Origin of the sequence: Salinicola corii, from assembly GCF_008298015.1 — a bacterium.
GTDB classification, from domain to species: domain Bacteria; phylum Pseudomonadota; class Gammaproteobacteria; order Pseudomonadales; family Halomonadaceae; genus Salinicola; species Salinicola corii.
Genome location: NZ_VTPX01000001.1, coordinates 412,686 through 428,961, shown reverse-complemented (window position 1 = coordinate 428,961; position 16,276 = coordinate 412,686). Strand labels below are relative to the sequence as shown.

General features: G+C 65.9%; 14 protein-coding genes. 5 read left to right on the top strand and 9 right to left on the bottom strand.

Annotation, left to right across the window (positions count from 1 at the left end):
• Positions 1 to 126: 126 nt before the first annotated feature.
• Together F0A16_RS02015 and fhuB are read left to right on the top strand one after the other, a co-directional pair.
• On the top strand, positions 127 to 1,005 hold the full coding sequence (locus F0A16_RS02015) for an ABC transporter substrate-binding protein (protein ID WP_149433711.1): 879 nt from the start codon (positions 127 to 129) through the stop codon (positions 1,003 to 1,005).
• Complete coding sequence (gene fhuB, locus F0A16_RS02010; protein WP_149433710.1) at positions 1,002 to 2,999, top strand: Fe(3+)-hydroxamate ABC transporter permease FhuB; 1,998 nt, start codon at positions 1,002 to 1,004, stop codon at positions 2,997 to 2,999. Before F0A16_RS02015 ends, fhuB begins: the two co-directional genes overlap by 4 nt.
• Positions 3,000 to 3,014: 15 nt before the next feature.
• Here the strand turns inward: fhuB and F0A16_RS02005 are convergent, their stop codons facing one another.
• From F0A16_RS02005 to F0A16_RS01970, 8 genes are all read right to left on the bottom strand, one after another.
• Positions 3,015 to 3,824, bottom strand: a complete 810-nt coding sequence (locus F0A16_RS02005; protein ID WP_149433709.1) for a sugar phosphate isomerase/epimerase family protein — start codon at positions 3,822 to 3,824, stop codon at positions 3,015 to 3,017.
• Between the two features lie 97 nt (positions 3,825 to 3,921).
• The gene (locus F0A16_RS02000) at positions 3,922 to 4,167 is read right to left on the bottom strand and encodes a hypothetical protein (RefSeq protein ID WP_149433708.1); all 246 of its coding nucleotides are present in this window, start codon (positions 4,165 to 4,167) and stop codon (positions 3,922 to 3,924) included.
• Positions 4,168 to 4,598: 431 nt separating this feature from the next.
• The gene (locus F0A16_RS01995) at positions 4,599 to 5,468 is read right to left on the bottom strand and encodes an electron transfer flavoprotein subunit beta (RefSeq protein WP_149433707.1); all 870 of its coding nucleotides are present in this window, start codon (positions 5,466 to 5,468) and stop codon (positions 4,599 to 4,601) included.
• Positions 5,455 to 6,774 carry an electron transfer flavoprotein subunit alpha/FixB family protein gene (locus tag F0A16_RS01990; RefSeq protein ID WP_149433706.1) on the bottom strand — a complete coding sequence of 440 codons (1,320 nt, stop codon included), beginning with the start codon at positions 6,772 to 6,774 and terminating at the stop codon, positions 5,455 to 5,457. The genes F0A16_RS01995 and F0A16_RS01990 overlap by 14 nt, the downstream gene beginning before the upstream one ends.
• A complete protein-coding gene (locus tag F0A16_RS01985; RefSeq protein WP_149433705.1) occupies positions 6,771 to 8,768 on the bottom strand; it encodes a (Fe-S)-binding protein in 1,998 nt (665 codons plus the stop codon). Before F0A16_RS01985 ends, F0A16_RS01990 begins: the two co-directional genes overlap by 4 nt.
• A gap of 216 nt (positions 8,769 to 8,984) precedes the next feature.
• Positions 8,985 to 11,054, bottom strand: coding sequence for a dimethylglycine demethylation protein DgcA (gene dgcA, locus F0A16_RS01980; RefSeq protein ID WP_149433704.1), 2,070 nt, complete (start codon positions 11,052 to 11,054; stop codon positions 8,985 to 8,987).
• A gap of 119 nt (positions 11,055 to 11,173) precedes the next feature.
• Positions 11,174 to 11,704: a DUF5943 domain-containing protein gene (locus tag F0A16_RS01975; RefSeq protein ID WP_149433703.1), complete on the bottom strand. Its 531-nt coding sequence runs from the start codon at positions 11,702 to 11,704 to the stop codon at positions 11,174 to 11,176.
• Between the two features lie 224 nt (positions 11,705 to 11,928).
• Positions 11,929 to 12,906: a dipeptidase gene (locus F0A16_RS01970; RefSeq protein WP_149433702.1), complete on the bottom strand. Its 978-nt coding sequence runs from the start codon at positions 12,904 to 12,906 to the stop codon at positions 11,929 to 11,931.
• 268 nt (positions 12,907 to 13,174) lie between these two features.
• On the opposite strand from F0A16_RS01970, the gene F0A16_RS01965 reads away from it, so the two are divergent.
• The 3 genes from F0A16_RS01965 to F0A16_RS01955 are packed head-to-tail and all read left to right on the top strand — an operon-like array spanning position 13,175 to position 14,794.
• The gene (locus F0A16_RS01965; RefSeq protein WP_149433701.1) at positions 13,175 to 13,720 is read left to right on the top strand and encodes a helix-turn-helix domain-containing protein; all 546 of its coding nucleotides are present in this window, start codon (positions 13,175 to 13,177) and stop codon (positions 13,718 to 13,720) included.
• A complete protein-coding gene (locus F0A16_RS01960; RefSeq protein WP_149433700.1) occupies positions 13,713 to 14,450 on the top strand; it encodes an AzlC family ABC transporter permease in 738 nt (245 codons plus the stop codon). Before F0A16_RS01965 ends, F0A16_RS01960 begins: the two co-directional genes overlap by 8 nt.
• Complete coding sequence (locus F0A16_RS01955) at positions 14,447 to 14,794, top strand: AzlD domain-containing protein (RefSeq protein WP_149433699.1); 348 nt, start codon at positions 14,447 to 14,449, stop codon at positions 14,792 to 14,794. Before F0A16_RS01960 ends, F0A16_RS01955 begins: the two co-directional genes overlap by 4 nt.
• A gap of 95 nt (positions 14,795 to 14,889) precedes the next feature.
• On the opposite strand, the gene gbdR is transcribed toward F0A16_RS01955, so the two are convergent.
• Positions 14,890 to 16,011: a choline metabolism transcriptional regulator GbdR gene (gene gbdR, locus F0A16_RS01950; protein ID WP_149433698.1), complete on the bottom strand. Its 1,122-nt coding sequence runs from the start codon at positions 16,009 to 16,011 to the stop codon at positions 14,890 to 14,892.
• Positions 16,012 to 16,276 lie beyond the last annotated feature (265 nt).

Genomic DNA, 16,276 nt, shown 5'->3' with positions numbered 1-16,276 from the left:
GGTGCCCGTGTTTATGACCGGGTGAGCGCCGTGCCACTCTCCTTCCGCCGCCAGGAAACCGTCACTTTGTCGCGTGTTCGCTCTTTTCCAGCTCTCCTCGCACTTGCGGTTGCCGTGCTGCTGGGGATGAGCACCGCGCTTGCGGACGCCCAGGCCGACGCCGATTCGAAACCGTTGCGGATCGCGGCCGCCAACTGGACGGTCGTCGAAACCCTCATCGCCCTGGGGGTCGAACCCTACGCGGTGTCGGACATCCCCAACTACAACGCCTGGGTCAAGGCACCAGCGGTCTCCGGTTCGACGCTGGACATGGGATTGCGCAACGAGCCCAACCTCGAACTGCTGGCCCAGGATCCACCCGACCTATTGATGACCAGCGCCCTGTTCTCCCGCGACAACGCCCGCCTGGAGCGTCTGATGCCGGTCAGGATGATCGACAACTTCTACACCGACCGGCCGTATTACGAGGCGACGCTGGCGATGACCCGCGAGATCGCGAGACTGACCGACCGGCGGCCGCAGGCCGAAGCCCTGATCGACGAAACCGACGCCATTCTCGAGCGCGCCACCCAAGCCTTGCAAGGCACGAAGACGCCCCTCTATCTGGTGCAGTTCAGCGATGCCCAGCACGTCCGCGTGTTCGGCCAGGGCAACATGGTGGGTACGCTGTTCTCCCGTACCGACCTCACCAATGCCTGGACTGGTCCGACCAATGCCTGGGGCTACGCCAGCATCCCGATCGAGCGACTAGCCGAGCGTCCCGAAGCGCGCATCGTCGTCATCAAGCCTTATCCCCGAGGCGTGAAAGAGGCCCTGCGCGACAATCAGATCTGGCAGCACCTGCCGGCGGTCCGCGCGGGGCGGGTGAGCTTCATCGATCCCATCTGGCCCTACGGCGGACTGATCTCGCTGCAGCGCTTGACCCGTTCGCTGGTCGATGTCGGCACCCAAGCCCTCACCACCGATGCGGCTCCCGCTTCGTCCGTCGAGGGTCAGGCGCCATGACGCTTCGCGCGCGTTCTCCCGCTTGGTTCGCCATCGTCCTGCTGCTGCTGGCGATCTGCCTGGGAGCCGCGACCCTGCATACCCGATTCGGCGATCTTTCCGGACACTGGTGGCAATCCATTGTTGCCCCCGACGATGACCAGATCGGTCAGATCGTGATGCACTACACCTTCATGCCGAGGCTGCTGGTGGCGCTGCTGGGCGGCGCGGCCCTGGCCCTGGCGGGGTGCCTGATGCAGCAGGTGTTGCGCAATCCGCTGGCGTCGCCGGCAACGCTGGGCGTCACCAGTGGTGCGCAGCTGGCGCTGGTCGTCGCGACGCTATGGGCGCCGAGCTGGATGCTGGCCGGGAGGGAATGGATCGCCCTGGCCGGCGGCATCGTGGCGACGCTACTGGTCTTCGCGCTCTCCTGGAAGCGACGCCTGGCGCCGATGGTGGTGGTGCTCTCCGGGATGGTGGTCAGCCTCTATTTCAGCGCGATCAACAGTGCGCTGCTGCTGTTTCACCAGGAGAGCCTATCGGGGCTGTTCATCTGGGGATCGGGGGCGCTAGCCCAGGATAGCTGGCACGACACTCGATTCCTGCTGCTGCGCCTGGGCATCGTGGTGGTGTTGGCACTGCTGCTGCTACGTCCGCTGTCGCTGCTCGATCTCGAGGAGGAAGGCGCCAAGAGCCTCGGCATCTCGCTGCGCAAGCTGCGCTTCGCCGGCCTGGGCCTGGGGATCTTCATCACCGCCTGCGTGGTCAGTGCCATCGGCCTGATCGGTTTCATCGGCCTCGCCTCTCCGGCCATCGCACGGCTCTCCGGTGCCCGCACGCTTCCCCAGCGGCTCGTCTGGTCGATGATTCTGGGCGCGCTCCTGCTCGCAGTGACGGATCTCGCCGTGCAGCAGTTGGCCCCGTTCACGGCATCCTTGCTGCCGACCGGCGCCATGACAGCGGCGCTGGGCGCCCCGCTGCTGCTGTGGCTACTGCCGCGATTGCGGATCAGCGGATCACGGCCAACGCCCAGCACGGGGCTGACCATGCCGCGACAGGCACAACCGCATCGACGCCTGTGGGCTCTGACCGCGTTGACGGTCGTTGCCTGCACGTTGGCGCTACTGGTTGGCTTCATGCTCGACAGCCACGCCATGTATCCCAGTCTGGCAGGCACCAGCGACCTGTCGCTCATCGTCGATTGGCGGTTGCCGCGAGTGGCTACGGCCGCGGCAGCGGGGCTGATGCTGGCCATCGCCGGCACCCTGCTGCAGCGGATGACCGGCAACCCCATGGCCAGTCCGGAGGTCCTCGGCATCAGTGCCGGCGTCGCGATCGGCGTGATTGCGCTGATGTTGCTGCCGCTCGGCATCGCCCCACTGAGCGGCTCCGTAATGGGCTTCAGCGGGGCCTCCGTTGCGCTATTGGTACTGATCGTTTGCAACCGCCGCAGTGGCTTTGCACCGGAGCGGCTGCTGTTGACCGGCATCGCCATCTCTTCGCTGCTGGACGCCATGCGTGCCATCGTGCTGGCCAGCGAGGATCCCAGGGCGCAGCAGTTGCTCTCGTGGTTGGGTGGGTCGACCTACTACGCCAGTCTCACTTCGAGCAGTTGGATCGTGGCGATCGCCATCCTCCTGCTGGCGCTGACGCTGCCGCTGCAGCGCTGGCTGACATTGCTGCCGTTGGGCGCGCCCACCGCCAAGGCGCTCGGCGTCGACGTGGATCGCAGCCGACTGATGCTGCTGGCACTGGTCGCCCTGCTGACCGTCGCCGCGACGCTGGTCATCGGCCCGCTCTCCTTCGTCGGCCTGATGGCTCCTCATATGGCGCGCCTGATGGGATTCCACGGCGCCAGGCATCAACTGCTCGGGGCCGGGCTGCTGGGGATGCTGGTCATGGTGACCGCCGATTGGCTGGGCAGAAATCTGTTCTTCCCCTATCAGCTGCCGGCGGGCCTGATCGCCGCGTTGATCGGCGGCGTCTACTTCATGTGGGGGTTGCGGAGGCTCTGAAGCGCGCATCGGCGCTCAACGGCGCGCACGGACGTAGCCGCGCCAGATCTCCCGGGAGCGCATGAGTTCGTCTTCCAGAATGCGGCGGTTGCCCTCGCTCGACACCGGCAAGACGGGATCGTGCATCGGCGGCAGGCACTCCATGATCACCGGTCCGTCGAAACCGATCCGCGCGAGTGCGTCGAACTGCGCTTCGAAATCCACGCCACCGCTGCCGATACCGCCGCGCGTGGAATCAGACACCTGGTAGATCGCCAGGGCGTCGCGGCTCGACTCGATCGCCGCGACCGGGTCCATCTCTTCGAAATGCAGGTGGTAGCTGTCGAGAACCAGCCCGAAATTGGCTCTAGCCACCTGCCCTACCAACCGGTTGGCCTCCTCGACCGTGTGAATCATCGGCGCTTCGTCGCGGTTGACGACTTCATAGACCAATCGAATGTCCCGCTCGGCGGCATAGTCGGCCAGCTCGCGACACGCCGCCGACAGGGCGTCGAAGGGCGTGGCGTGGCCCCGAATCCACAGCGACAGCATCGACAGCGTGACGACGGGCGCCTCGAGTTCGGCGGCGCGGTCGATGACCTGACGATAGGCGTCCAAGCCCTGCGCGACGTCCGGCGCTTCCCCGACCTGCGGGCTGATCCGCCGGGCATCCACGGCCATCAGCGCAAGCTCCCTGCGCGCCAGTGAGTCCCGGATCGCCGCCGGGGAGGCATGCTCCCAAAGCTCGTCGATCTGGACGCCATCGAACCCCAGCTCGACCACCTTGTCCATCAGCAGTTCGAGATCGCCGATACCGAGCGTCCAGGTGCAGAGTCCCATCTCCATGCTGCCGATTCCTGTATCGCGTCAGTTGCCTCTCCCAGCATAGGCAAGGATCCACGACACCGTAACCCTAGGTGCGACGATGCGCGCGACCGCAACCTCAGGGGCTGCCGAAGATGGGCAGCAGATGGCGCTCGATCGCCTCGCGAACGGATGGCAGCATCACGTCGGTATGCTGCATCAGATCGCGAATGGCGGGCTCCAGACCCTCGACGCCTCGCGCGCGATGACACCCCGCCGCCAGTCGAGCGCAGCTCTCGGGGCACGCCTCCTCGGGGATACGCACCCCCAGCGAGACCAGCCGTTGACGAAAGTCCTCGCCATCGATGAGATCGACGATCATCATGATCCACCTCCGTTCGACATTGTTGCCGTGCATGCCGCGACCAAGGCATGGCTATCGAGCCGGCCGCGCGTTCTATTATCTATCGCATCGTGACAGGCGTCGTCGATACCCGAAACGTCGCCATGTCGGTTTCAGGAAGTTTGGTGTCACTCATGGGGACGCATGCTCGAGATCGCTCTTCGCTCCCCCGTCTTTGGCACCTGGCACACCTGCCGCTCGCGGTGCTGGCAGCGTGAACCCCCAGGCTACCGACGACCCACGCAGTTGCCTTTGCCTATCGGGACGATCTCATCTGATTCTGGACAATCTGACGCCGATGATGCTGCCGGCGTCCTGCCGTACGGGCTTTATACCGCTCGTCGCGCCGAGCATTTTCGCGACGGTCGCCTTCATGCCGTCGATCCGGCACGCGTCGTACCCCATCTGATGGACTACTGATCATCCTGCGCGAGGATCTTTTCCGCCCGCAGATAATCGATCAGCTTCTCGGCGGCCTCCTCCGGCGAGAGATCGGTCAGCACCTGACCACCGGACGCGGAGGACTTGGCCGCGGCGGCCTTGAAACGGTCCCGCGCATTGGTGGATTTCACCACCTTGAGCCGCTTGGGCCGCGCCCGTGCCGGCTGCCACTGCCAGTCGGCGCTGCCGGTGTCGAGGCGCGATTCGTCCGCGGGCAGCAGATCGTCGACGGTCTCGATGCGCCCGCGCCGCGCCGGGCCGAAGGCGCTCTGACGTGGCGCCTCGGCGACAGCGTCCACCGCGATCAGACACGGCAGGCGGATTTCGAGTCGCCGGCGCTGGCCTTGGGGCAGCGCCTGCAGCACCGTCACGCTCTCCGCGTCGCAGCGTTCGATGGCGGCAACGCCGGTGGCGATCGCCCAGCCCAGCCGCTCGGCGAGCAGATACCCCACCATGCCCGAACCCTCGCCACATTCGGCGCGCTGGCCGGTCAACGCCAGTCTCACGCCGCTGCGCTCGAGCCACGCCGCCAGCAGCGGTAACGCATCCTCGCCGGCACGCAGCGGCAGCAGCGACAGCTGCCCGTCGCGATCGTCGTCGAGGCCATGATACATCCCCAGATACCCTTCCAGACACTCCCGCAGCGAAGCCTGCTCCGGGTCGCCGGCATGGACCAGCGAGAGATCGGCGCCGACCAGCGACAGGCCCATCTCGACGGCACGGGCATCCTCGCGGGCGCGCCCGGCGCGCCCAGAGACCGGGTGGCGGCCGCTCGACACCAGCACCGCGGTCTTCACGTCATGGGGCGTTCCCGCTGCGGCTTGGGGTTCAGGCTGCGGCATGTCGCGACTCCTCGTCCGTCCAAGACCCGTCCGAACCAGTTTGGTCTCGCGGCTGGCCGAGGCGCTCGCAGACCGCCGCCAGCACCGCGTCGCCGTCGGCGATCAGCGCCAGGTCGGCGCGCTTGACCATGTCGCAGCTCGGGTCGTTGTTGATCGCGATCACCCGCTGGCACTTGGCGATCCCCTGCAGATGCTGCACCGCCCCGGAGATGCCCACTGCGACATAGCAGCTCGCGGTGACGAAGGTGCCGGTGGCGCCGACCTGGCGCGAACGCGGCATGTAGCCGTCATCCACTGCCACCCGCGAGGCGCCTTCGCTGGCCCCCAACACCCGGGCGGCGTGGTGGTAGCCTTCCCAGTCGCTGATGCCGCGGCCGGCGGAGAGAATGAACGGCGCCTGGGCCAGCGGGATCTCCTGGGGGTCGACGGCGACCCGGCCACGGTCGATGACCCCGGACGCCGGCGCTTCGTTTGCTGCCGACGAGAGCTCCCCGCCCATCGTCGCCAGCTCGATGACCCGCGCCTCGTGACGCGTCTCGCTGACCGGTTCGGCACATTCGGGCAGCGCCAGCAGCACCCGGGCGACGTCGCGCAGGATGTCCTGACGGTCCCCTGCGCGGGAGAGCGTTTTGCCCTCACTGAGCTGCCAGACCCGGGTCGCCGGGCGGGCATCGCCCACGCTAGCGTTCGCGCCCTGACTCGCGCTCTGAGGCAGGAGACGCGCTGCCAGCCGCCGCCCGAGATCGCCGCCATCCGGCAGCGAATCGGCGAAGATCCAGTGCCGGGGCGAAAGCGCCGCTTCGACGTCGACAAGCGCCGCCAGGCGCGGCTCCGGGTCGTAGCCTTCGGTCACCATGGCGGAGAGATCGACGACGCGGTCAGCACCGGCGTCCTCGAACCCGGAGACACCGCTGAGGAAGGTCACCGCCGTCACCGCCAGGTCATGGCCGTCGGCGAGCTGCCGGGCGAGGCCGAACAGGTCGCGGTCGTGATCGTTGAGCCGCCCTTCCGGCAACTCCGGCACCACCACGACATGGCCCACCGGCTGATCGATAACGATCTGACGCCGCGCCGGTTCCGCACTCGTCGACGCGCCCCCCGCGGGGCTCGCCTCCACCGCAGCGCCGCTGCGATCGATGCGCTTGATGCCGTTGGGGCCGATCGCGCCGAGGGCATGCGGATTGATGCGCGTCACGCCGTCGGCACTGGTCCAGCGCCACGCCGGCCGGGCGAACTCGTGGTGGCGCGGGTGCAGACGGTTACGCCGGGCGCGCTCGGCGTGGGGGTCGAGTCGTCGGACACTCATGCCGGTTCCTCCTCGCGGCTTTGGCTTGGCGCGCTGGTGGCGTTCATCGCCGCTGTCGGCTCGACCAGCGCGTCGGCGACCATCTCGGCGAGATCGCGAATGCGCGGGCGCGGTTCGACCACGCCTTCGAGCATCGCGGTGCACTGCGGGCAGGCCACGGCGACAGTGGTCGCCCCGGTCTCGCGCACGTCCTCCATGCGCATATCGGGGATACGCGCGCGGCCGGGCACGTCGGAGAGCGCAGCACCACCGCCACCGCCACAGCAGCGCGAGCGGTAGCCGGAGCGCTCCATCTCGGCGACTTCCAGCCCGAGGGCGGCAAGCACCTGGCGCGGCGCGGCGAATTCACCGTTGTAACGGCCCAGATAGCAGGGGTCGTGATAGGTAACGCTCTCCGCCTGGGCCGGGGCTGTCACGCTGATGCGCCCGCCATCGAACAGCTCGGCGATGAAGGTGGAGTGGTGCTTGACCACGTAGTCGCCGCCGAAGGCGCCGTATTCGCGGCCCAGCACGTGGAAGCTGTGCGGGTCGGCGGTGACGATGCGCGCGAAGCGATAGTGCGAAAGCGTGGCGATATTGCGTTCGGCGAGGCGCTGGAAGGTGGCCTCGTCGCCGAGCCGTCGGGCGACATCACCGCTGTCGCGCTCCTCCTCGCCGAGCACGGCGAAATCGACGTCGCCGGCGCGCAGGATCTTGACCAGCGAGCGCAGGGTGCGCTGGTTGCGCATGTCGAAGGCGCCGTCGCCGAGCCACAGCAACACGTCGACCCCCTCGGGGCGATCCTGGATGCGCGGCAGCTCGAGATCCGCCGCCCAGTCGAGGCGCGAAGCGTTGTCGAGCCCACCGGGGTTGTCGGTGGCGATCAGGTTGTCGATCGCCACCGCGCCCTTCTCCGGGGTCTCGCCCCGCTCCAGTGTGATGAAACGGCGCATGTCGACGATGGCATCGACGTGCTCGATCATCATCGGGCACTCCTCGACACAGGCGCGGCAGGTGGTGCAGGCCCACAGCGTCTGCGCCTCGACCAGTTGCGGCACGATGGCATCAGAGGGACCGCCATGGTGCTTGCCGACCTCGATGCCGGGATAGCCGGAGCCGGCGTAGCGGGAATCGCTGCCGCCGGCCATGCCCACGACCATGTCCTGGATCAGCTTCTTGGGGTTGAGCGGCTGGCCGGCAGCGTAGGCCGGGCAGACGCTCTGGCAGCGGCCGCACTGGACGCAGGCATCGAACCCGAGCAGCTGCTCCCATTGGAAATCGGCGGGCTTCTCCACGCCCAGCGTCTTCGCCGTGAGGTCCAGCGGGAAGAGCGCGGTGGAGCGGCTGCCGCGATGGACGTCATGTGTCTTTTTCGGGGACGCGTCCGGATGGTTGTCATCGAACCGCTCGGGGCGCCGGTGGAAGGCCAGATGGAAAGAGCCGGCGAAGGCGTGCTTCATCGGCCCGCCCCAGCCCATGCCGACCACCATTTCCAGCAAGCCCCAGACCAGCACGGCCGCGAGCACGATCGCCAGTACCCCGCCGCCGAGCACGGTCGGCGCTACTCCGACCAGCGGTAGACTCACCAGGAACATGCCCACCGAGTAGGCGATCAGGCTCTTGGAGAGGCGCTGCCACGGCCCCTTGGATAGCTTGGCCGGCGGATTCACCCGGCGCAGGTTTACCGCAATGGTGCCCATGAACATGACCAGGCTCGCCGCCAGCAGCAGCCCGCCCAGAATCGGATTGCGCCAGCCGAATCCATGCACCACCAGCGCCAGCGCCATGGCCGCGACATAGCCGCCGGCGGTGGCCACGTGGGTGTGCGCGATCGCCTTGTCGCGAGCAACGACATGGTGCAGGTCGTTGAGATAGCGCTTGGGCATCAGCGCGAGCCGATGCCACCGCATCGGCGTGCGCCGCCCCTGGCGCCACAGCCGGGTGCGACGCACCGCGCCCGCCGCACCCACCGCCAGCGCGGCAAAGATCAGAATGGGGAGTAGCGTCTGCAACATGGTGCTTCTCCGAAAAAGTCGCTGTATCGGTCATATCGACGCTTTCAGCCAGCGATGTCCTGCCGCCCACCTTCGCTATGGAACGGCTACGAGCGATGGCATGACCGGGGCGCGTAGCCCAGGCGAATGCCGAGGAGCCAGCGGAGTGGACGTGTTTGTCCATAAGCATGGCGAAGAGGGATTCAACGCCGTATCGTCGAGCGCAGTCCGTTCCCCTCACAGATCCTTGCAGAGGCGGAGCGCATCATAGATCGCCGCATGCGTATTGCGCTGCGCCACGCAGTCACCGATCCGGAACAGCGCGAAATCGCCGCTCTCGGCCAGGGTCGGCTGCGCCGTCGCCGCGTAGAGCGCCTCGAGATCGATCTGGCCCTTGTTGCGCGAACGCTCCTTGAGCGCGTAGTAGAGCGACTCGTCCGGACGCACGCCGTTCTCGATCACCACCTGATCGACCACCCGCTCCTCGTGCTCGCCGGTGTATTCGTTCTCGAACAGCGCCACCAGCTTGTCGCCCTCGCGATAGACCTTGTGCAGCCCCAGGTCGCCGGTCATCACCACCGACTGCTGATAGAGGCTGCGGTAGTAGGTCGGGAAGGTGGTGCCGCCGATCGCCACGCCGGGCTTGGTGTCGTCGGTGACGATCTCCACCGTCGAGCCCTTGCTGGCGAGATAGTCGGCGGTGGACATGCCGCTGAACTCGCACATGGTGTCGTAGACCAGCACGTTCTTGCCCGGCTCGACCTTGCCGCCGAGGATGTCCCAGCTGCTGACCACCAGGCTCTCCTCAGGATTGTCCGAGTAGCCCCACTCGGGCACCTGCTCGAGGAACGGATGGCCGCCGTTGGCCAGCACCACTACGTCCGGCTGCAGGTCGCGCACCACCGAATCGTCGGCGCGGGTCTCGAGCTGGACATCGACCCCGAGGCGCGCCAGTTCCATCTCGTACCAGCGGGTGATGCCGGCGATCTGGTCGCGCTGCGGTGCCCGCGCGGCAAGGGTGATCTGGCCGCCAAGCTGGGGCTGGGCTTCGATCAGGGTGACGTCGTGGCCGCGCTCCGCCGCCACGCGCGCTGCCTCCATGCCTCCGGGGCCGCCGCCGACAACCACCACGCGGCGCTTGGGCCCGGCGCTCTTCTCGATGATGTGCGGCAGTCCCATGTACTCCCGCGAGGTCGCCGCATTCTGGATGCAGAGCACGTCGAGCCCCTGATACTGGCGGTCGATGCAGTAGTTGGCGCCGACGCACTGGCGGATCTGGTCGGTCTGACCCGCCTTGATCTTGGCGATGATGTGGGGATCGGCGATATGGGCCCGTGTCATCCCTACCAGATCGACGTAGCCGCCCTCGAGGATGCGCTCGGCCTGGGTCGGGTCCTTGATGTTCTGGGCATGGATGACCGGAGCCGAGACCACCTCCTTGATACCCGCCGCCAGGTGCAGGAACGGTTCCGGCGGATAGGACATGTTGGGGATGACGTTGGCGAGCGTGTCGTGAGTGTCGCAGCCCGAGCCGATGACGCCGAAGAAATCGACCATGCCGGTGGCATCGTAGTAGGCGGCGATCTGCTTCATGTCGTCGTGCGACAGACCGTCGGGGTGGAACTCGTCGCCGCAGATGCGCATGCCGACGCAGAAGTCGTCGCCCACTTCGGCACGCACCGCCTTGAGCACCTCCATGCCGAAGCGCATGCGATTCTCGAAGCTGCCGCCCCACTGGTCGGTGCGCTTGTTGACCCGCGGGCTCCAGAACTGGTCGATCAGATGCTGGTGGACCGCGGAGAGTTCGCAGCCGTCGAGACCGCCCTCCTTGACCCGCCGCGCCCCCTGGGCGAAATCACCGATGATGCGCCAGATCTCCTCCTCCTCGATGGTCTTGCAGGTGGCGCGGTGAACCGGCTCACGGATGCCCGACGGCGACAGCAGCGTCGACCAGTTGTGGCCGTCCCAGCGCGAGCGCCGCCCCATGTGGGTGATCTGGATCATGATCTTGCCGCCGTGCTTGTGCACAGCGTCGGCAAGATTCTGGAAGTGGGGAATGATACGATCGGTGGCGACGTTGACCGAACTCCACCACTGCTGCGGGCTGTCGATGGAGACCGGCGAGGAGCCGCCGCAGATGCAGAGCCCGCAACCGCCCTTCGACTTCTCTTCGTAGTATTTGACGTAGCGATCCGTGGTCATGCCGCCGTCGGTGGCGTGGACCTCGGCGTGAGCGGTGCTCACCACGCGGTTGCGGATGGTCAACTTGCCGATCTGGATCGGTTTGAACAGGGCTTCATGAGCCATGGCCGGTCATCTCCTCGAACTCTCACTGCCCCTGGGTCAGGTGCGGCCGCCACGAGTTCTTCAGTACACGGAATTGCTTGAATTATTGATAGCTGTCGCGATACGTATCAGGGCCGCCGTCAGCGCGGCGTGACATCGAAGTAGCCAACCTCGCAGCCCGCCTCGGCCCCGCTCTGGGTCTGCTCGGCCACGGTGCGAAGGCTGCTGCCGCGAGCTTCGAGAATCTGGTCCATGGCGCCAGCGAACCAGCCAGTGAACATGTACTCCTCGCGCTTGCCGGTCTTGCCGAGCTGGTAGACGAAGCAGGAGTGCTCCAGGCGCACCCTGGCCGTGCCGGCGTCGAGATCGATCGCTTCGGTGACGAACAGCCCCCAGCCGCGCTGCGACAGCCGTTTCATGTAGTGCTTGAAGACCGCCTCGCCCTCGAGACCGTGCAGCTCGGCCTCCTTCTCGCACCAGTGCCAGGCGGACTTGTAGCCGGCGTCATAGAGAATCTTGGCGTAGGCTTCCACCCCCAGCGCCTCTTCGATGGCGACGTGGTTGTTGATGAAGAAGTGGCGCGGCACATAGAGCATCGGCAGCGCATCGGTGGTCCAGACACCGGTGTCGCTATCGACGCTGATCGGCAGTTCGGGGGCCATCTGGGTCATATCGGTTACCTCTGAAGTTGTTCTTGGGCGGCGCTTCTAGCCGCGGGCTAAGAGCAGAATGATGGTTTGGGGCCTCCAGCCGACTCCGCGGGCCTTGCGGAGCCGTCATGAGCGAAGCGGGCGCTAGGCGCGGATTGGGGAGCCAGCGGAGTAAACGTGTTTGTTCATGAGCATGGCGACCCAATGCGCAACAACGCGCCCGCGAGCGCAATAGGCTCGGAGGCTTACTCGCCCCAAACATCCTTCAACGTCCGCACCCAGTTCTCCCCCATGATCTTGCGCACCACCGGCTCGGAGAGTCCGTGGTCCAGCAGCGCCTGGGTCAGGTTGGGAAACTCGCCGATGGTGCGGATGCCCTTGGGATTGATGATCTCGCCGAAGCGGGTCAGGCGGCGGGCGTAGCCCTTGTCGTGGGTCAGCCACTCGAAGAAGGCTTCGTCCTGGCCCTGGGTGAAGTCGGTACCGATACCGATGGCATCCTCGCCGACGATGTTCATGATGTAGACGATCGCCTCGACGTAATCCTCGACGGTGGCGTTGACGCCCGCCTTGAGGAAGGGCGTGAACATGGTCACCCCAACGAAACCGCCGTGATCGGCGATGAACTTGAGCTCTTCGTCGGACTTGTTGCGCGGGTGCTCCTTGAGCCCGCTGGGCAGGCAGTGGGAGTAGCAGACCGGCTTGCTCGATTCGAGGATGATCTCCTCGGAGGTCTTCGAGCCGACGTGAGAGAGGTCGCACATCATGCCGACCCGATTCATCTCGGCGATCACCTCGCGGCCGTAGCCGGAGAGACCGCCGTCGCGCTCGTAGCAGCCGGTACCGACCAGATTCTGGGTGTTGTAGCAGAGCTGGGTGATGCCCACGCCGAGTTTCTTGAAGATCTCGATGTAGCCCAGCTTGTCCTCGAAGGCGTAGGCGTTCTGAAACCCGAGGATGATGCCAGTCTTGCCCTCTTCCTTGGCCCGGGTGATATCTCGGGTGGTGTGCACCGGACGCACCAGCTCGGCGTTGTCGCGCATCAGCTGGTTGACGGCGACGATGTTGTCGACGGTGGACTCGAAGTCCTCCCATACCGATACCGTGCAGTTGGCGGCCGTCAGCCCGCCCTTGCGCATATCCTCGAACAGGGCCCGATCCCATTTGGCGATGATCAGGCCATCGATGATGATGGCATCGTCGTGCAGAGATGACGTCGACATGCGGAACTCCTCCTGGGTTTTGTGCGCCTTTCGCAGCCGTCGCGGCGTGTGGCCGGAAGCCCGAAGACGATCGTTCCGCGCAGCATATCCCCGCGCTCCCTCCCCTCGCCGACCGAAAGCGAATTCCAGTGTTCCGATTGCGTCAAGCCGACTTGCCTGCCTGCGACAGACTCCCGGCTCCGGAAGCCATCGAGTGGGTGCGTTATTGACGCCAAGGCGTTCCTTATATAGAACGCTCTATATAAAGAACGACTGGACTCCTTCATCCATGGACAAGATCGCGCTGGAAACCCTGGGACGACATCTTCAGGCGCTGCGTCAGGCACGTGGCCTGTCGTTGACGCAGTTGGCGGCTCAGGCGGAGATCGCCAAGTCAAACCTGTCCCGCCTCGAGCAGGGGGCCGGCAACCCGACCATCGACACGCTGTGGCGCCTGGCGAAGCGGCTCGGGGTACCGTTCGGCACCCTGGTGGCGCCCGTCGCGACACCGGTGGAGGAGAACGGGATCAGCGTGCGCTTGATCGAGCAGAGTCATCACCGGCATCACGATGAGCCGGCAGTCGATGTCTACCTGATGCGCTGCGCGCCCGGGACGGTTCGACAGGCAGAGGCTCACGCGCCAGGAACGCGGGAAACCCTGCAGGTCGTCGAGGGTCGGGGATCGGTCGGCCCCCCGGAACAGCCGCACCCGCTTGGTGCCGGAGAGATTTTCACGTTCGCCGCCGATCAACCTCACGTCTATCGTGCCAGCGACACGGGTGCAACGCTGCTGGTCACCATCGTCTACGCCAGGGGAGAACCATCGAATGCCTGACACCGACATGCCGTCACCCTCGAGCGGCTGGTTGATCGGCGTCCGTGAAGCGGTGCCGCTGTTGGGTGGCTACATCCCGGTGGCCGTCTCGTTCGGATTGATCTCCACACAGGCGGGTTTCAGCACTGCCGAGACGCTGGCGATCTCGACGCTGATCTATGCCGGAGCCTCGCAGTTCCTGTTCGTCGGCATGGTCGCCAGCGGCTCTCCCCTGTGGCTGACCGTGGCGCTGACGCTGCTGATCAACGTGCGCCATGTCGTTTACGCCCCCAATATCGCGCCCTGGCTGCCGAAAAGTCGCTGGTGGCCATGGTTGATGCACGGTCTGACCGACCAGATCTTCGCGCTGGCCCACAGCCGGTTACCGCAGTTGCCCGCAGCGCAGCGCGTCGGCTGGTTTTTCGGCGCCGCCCTGCTGGCCTGGCTTAGCTGGATTGCCGGCTCGTTGCTGGGCGCGGTCGCCGGTGAGTGGCTGACCCACCGCTGGCCCCTGCTGGGCGAGGTGATGCCGTTTGCGCTGCCGGCACTATTTCTGGTGTTGATCGTGCCGCGCTTCACCTCCAGGCGCTGGGCGCTCGCACTCGGTATCAGTATCGTCGCCGCTCTGCTCTGCACCCTGACCGGGTTGACCAATATCGGGATCCCGCTGGCTGCCGCTTGCGGGGCACTCTGCTTCTATCTGATCCGGCTGCCGGAGAGAGTCAGACCGGTAGGAGGGAAACGCCGATGAGCTTCGAGCTCTGGATCGCCATGATCGTCGCCGCGCTGGGCACCTATCTGATCCGACTGCTGCCACTGATCTGGATGCAGCAGCGCCTGAAACGCCGCGACGGGGATGCCGCCGTCGATGTGCTGCCAAAGTGGCTGGTGGTGCTGGGTCCGATGATGATCGCTGCTGTACTGGGTGTCTCGTTGGTGCCGCGCACGCCGGATCTGGCCGGCTGGCTGGCGACGGTGGTCGGACTGGGCGTCACGCTCGTCGTCTGGCGCAAGACCCGCTCACTGGGCTGGCCGGTGGTAGGCGGGGTGCTCACGTTCGGGGTCGTGGTGATCGTGGCCAGAGTCGTCATCTAGGCTTCGCCCGTGGGACAGGCCAGGCGTCGCAATGACAGCTGGCCGCGAACGGACGGCACGATGGCCGCCCGATCCAGGCGTGGAAATCGTCATTCTCAGCCCAGCGCGATACTGGCGTAGGTCGGTTCCCCCCGGGCGTGGCTCAACGCCACCGTTGCACTGCTGGATTGCATCAGCGGGTCGTCGTCCGCCAACGGAATCACCGCAGGCTCCAGTCGACGAATCTTCAGCGTTTCGCCACGATCCTCACGCGGCGGCGTGCCGAAATACTCGCGGTAGCACTTCGAGAAGTGAGGGGTGGAGACGAAACCGCAGGCGGAGGCGATCTCGATGATCGGCAATGGCGTCTGCTTGAGCAGTTGCCTCGCTCGCGTCAGCCGAAGCTTGAGGTAGTAACGCGACGGAGAACAGTGCAGATGACGCTGGAACAGACGTTCGAGCTGGCGCCGAGAGACATCCACGTAGCTGGCCAGCTCATCGAGCTCGATCGGCTCCTCGATGTTGGCTTCCATCAACGCCACGATCTCGAGCAGCTTCGGCTGCGTGGTGCCCAGCACGTGCTTGAGCGGCACTCGCTGTTGATCCTCCTCGCCGCGGACCCGCTCGTAGATGAACATCTCGGAAATGGCCGCCGACAGCTCTCGACCGTGGTCGCGCCCGATCAGGTTGAGCATCATGTCCAACGGTGCCGTACCGCCCGAGGCCGTAAAGCGGTCGCGATCAATCGAGAACAGCCGGGTACTCCAAGCGGTACGCGGATAGGCCTCCTGGATCGCGGCCAGACACTCCCAGTGGATACTGGCGTCGTAACCGTTCAGCAGCCCCGCCTGGGCCAGGGCCCAACTGCCGGTACAGACCGACCCCACCCGCCGCAGTTGGCGCTGACGACTCTGCAGCCAGGTCAGCAGGGCCGGGGTGACGGAGCGCTGGGGAGCGACACCTCCGCATACCACCAGCCAATCCAGCCTCAGCGGCGAATGGGCACTGGCATCCGGTGTCACCTGCATGCCGTCACTCGCCCGAACGGGAGCGCCATCCATGGTCATCACGTACCAGCGATAGAGCTCGCGTCCGGCAAGTTGATTGGCCATCCGCAACGGCTCGATAGCCGATGCCAAGGAGATCAGGGTGAAATCTTCCAGTAGCAGGAAGCCGAGCGTCTGCGGTTCGGGCACGGCGCCGGCGGGGGCGCTACCACGAGCGGGGGTGATTGCCATTTCATGTCTCCTCCAAGGATGGTTCGGCGGTTATTGTTATTGCGGTTCCCTGGTGTCTGTCGCTCTCGGTCCACGGCGACTTCTATCGGCGTCGAACGACGCTGGACTGAGACCGTCACGTGACTTTTCAGCATCTCGACCGGCCTGTTTCGACTTTAATCCCTGTGACCATGCGACGCATGCGTTTTTATCTCTGCGCGACATCGTCATCGTCATTAGGCACTCCGATGTCGTTTTCAGAACAGATCGTCGTCCTCACGCTCCA

Excerpts from the sequence above, each read along its gene's own strand:
- F0A16_RS02015 (WP_149433711.1), top strand. The coding sequence starts at position 127 with ATGAGCACCGCGCTTGCGGACGCCCAGGCCGACGCCGATTCGAAACCG.
- fhuB (WP_149433710.1), top strand. The coding sequence starts at position 1,002 with ATGACGCTTCGCGCGCGTTCTCCCGCTTGGTTCGCCATCGTCCTGCTG.
- F0A16_RS02005 (WP_149433709.1), bottom strand. The coding sequence starts at position 3,824 with ATGGAGATGGGACTCTGCACCTGGACGCTCGGTATCGGCGATCTCGAA.
- F0A16_RS02000 (WP_149433708.1), bottom strand. The coding sequence starts at position 4,167 with ATGATGATCGTCGATCTCATCGATGGCGAGGACTTTCGTCAACGGCTG.
- F0A16_RS01995 (WP_149433707.1), bottom strand. The coding sequence starts at position 5,468 with ATGCCGCAGCCTGAACCCCAAGCCGCAGCGGGAACGCCCCATGACGTG.
- F0A16_RS01990 (WP_149433706.1), bottom strand. The coding sequence starts at position 6,774 with ATGAGTGTCCGACGACTCGACCCCCACGCCGAGCGCGCCCGGCGTAAC.
- F0A16_RS01985 (WP_149433705.1), bottom strand. The coding sequence starts at position 8,768 with ATGTTGCAGACGCTACTCCCCATTCTGATCTTTGCCGCGCTGGCGGTG.
- dgcA (WP_149433704.1), bottom strand. The coding sequence starts at position 11,054 with ATGGCTCATGAAGCCCTGTTCAAACCGATCCAGATCGGCAAGTTGACC.
- F0A16_RS01975 (WP_149433703.1), bottom strand. The coding sequence starts at position 11,704 with ATGACCCAGATGGCCCCCGAACTGCCGATCAGCGTCGATAGCGACACC.
- F0A16_RS01970 (WP_149433702.1), bottom strand. The coding sequence starts at position 12,906 with ATGTCGACGTCATCTCTGCACGACGATGCCATCATCATCGATGGCCTG.
- F0A16_RS01965 (WP_149433701.1), top strand. The coding sequence starts at position 13,175 with ATGGACAAGATCGCGCTGGAAACCCTGGGACGACATCTTCAGGCGCTG.
- F0A16_RS01960 (WP_149433700.1), top strand. The coding sequence starts at position 13,713 with ATGCCTGACACCGACATGCCGTCACCCTCGAGCGGCTGGTTGATCGGC.
- F0A16_RS01955 (WP_149433699.1), top strand. The coding sequence starts at position 14,447 with ATGAGCTTCGAGCTCTGGATCGCCATGATCGTCGCCGCGCTGGGCACC.
- gbdR (WP_149433698.1), bottom strand. The coding sequence starts at position 16,011 with ATGGCAATCACCCCCGCTCGTGGTAGCGCCCCCGCCGGCGCCGTGCCC.